Genomic DNA, 1694 nt, shown 5'->3' on the forward strand with positions numbered 1-1694 from the left:
TTCTCTCAAGCGCCTTGGTATTCTCTACCTGACCACCTGTGTCGGTTTGGGGTACGATTTCGTGTTACCTGATGCTTAGAGGCTTTTCCTGGAAGCAGGGCATTTGTTACTTCAGCACCGTAGTGCCTCGTCATCACACCTCAGCGTTAAAAGGTACCGGATTTACCTGGAACCTCCGCCTACATGCTTAAACCGGGACAACCGTCGCCCGGCTAACATAGCCTTCTCCGTCCCCCCTTCGCAGTAACACCAAGTACAGGAATATTAACCTGTTTCCCATCGACTACGCCTTTCGGCCTCGCCTTAGGGGTCGACTCACCCTGCCCCGATTAACGTTGGACAGGAACCCTTGGTCTTCCGGCGTGCGGGTTTTTCACCCGCATTATCGTTACTTATGTCAGCATTCGCACTTCTGATACCTCCAGCATGCCTCACGACACACCTTCAACGGCTTACAGAACGCTCCCCTACCCAACAACACATAGTGTCGCTGCCGCAGCTTCGGTGCATGGTTTAGCCCCGTTACATCTTCCGCGCAGGCCGACTCGACCAGTGAGCTATTACGCTTTCTTTAAATGATGGCTGCTTCTAAGCCAACATCCTGGCTGTCTGTGCCTTCCCACATCGTTTCCCACTTAACCATGACTTTGGGACCTTAGCTGGCGGTCTGGGTTGTTTCCCTCTTCACGACGGACGTTAGCACCCGCCGTGTGTCTCCCGTGATAACATTCTTCGGTATTCGCAGTTTGCATCGGGTTGGTAAGTCGGGATGACCCCCTAGCCGAAACAGTGCTCTACCCCCGAAGATGAGTTCACGAGGCGCTACCTAAATAGCTTTCGGGGAGAACCAGCTATCTCCCGGTTTGATTGGCCTTTCACCCCCAGCCACAAGTCATCCGCTAATTTTTCAACATTAGTCGGTTCGGTCCTCCAGTTAGTGTTACCCAACCTTCAACCTGCCCATGGCTAGATCACCGGGTTTCGGGTCTATACCCTGCAACTTAACGCCCAGTTAAGACTCGGTTTCCCTTCGGCTCCCCTATTCGGTTAACCTTGCTACAGAATATAAGTCGCTGACCCATTATACAAAAGGTACGCAGTCACACCCCAAAGGGTGCTCCCACTGCTTGTACGTACACGGTTTCAGGTTCTTTTTCACTCCCCTCGCCGGGGTTCTTTTCGCCTTTCCCTCACGGTACTGGTTCACTATCGGTCAGTCAGGAGTATTTAGCCTTGGAGGATGGTCCCCCCATATTCAGACAGGATACCACGTGTCCCGCCCTACTCTTCGAGTTCACAACACATGCACTTTTGTGTACGGGACTTTCACCCTGTATCGTGCGACTTTCCAGACGCTTCCACTAACACACATGCTGATTCAGACTCTGGGCTGCTCCCCGTTCGCTCGCCGCTACTGGGGGAATCTCGGTTGATTTCTTTTCCTCGGGGTACTTAGATGTTTCAGTTCCCCCGGTTCGCTTCATTACGCTATGTATTCACGTAATGATAGTGTGACGAATCACACTGGGTTTCCCCATTCGGAAATCGCCGGTTATAACGGTTCATATCACCTTACCGACGCTTATCGCAGATTAGCACGTCCTTCATCGCCTCTGACTGCCAGGGCATCCACCGTGTACGCTTAGTCGCTTAACCTCACAACCCGAAGATGTTTCTTTCGATTCATCATCGAC

At 52.1% G+C, this 1694-nt stretch carries 1 rRNA gene (only partly in view); it reads right to left on the reverse strand.

The features are described 5' to 3' along the window. A 23S ribosomal RNA gene (locus OGX86_RS18675) occupies window positions 1-1656 on the reverse strand (it extends 1208 nt beyond the left edge of the window). Between the last annotated feature and the right edge of the window lie 38 nt (window positions 1657-1694).

This window comes from Citrobacter sp. Cpo040 (genome assembly GCF_030332915.1).
Lineage (GTDB): Bacteria > Pseudomonadota > Gammaproteobacteria > Enterobacterales > Enterobacteriaceae > Citrobacter > Citrobacter portucalensis.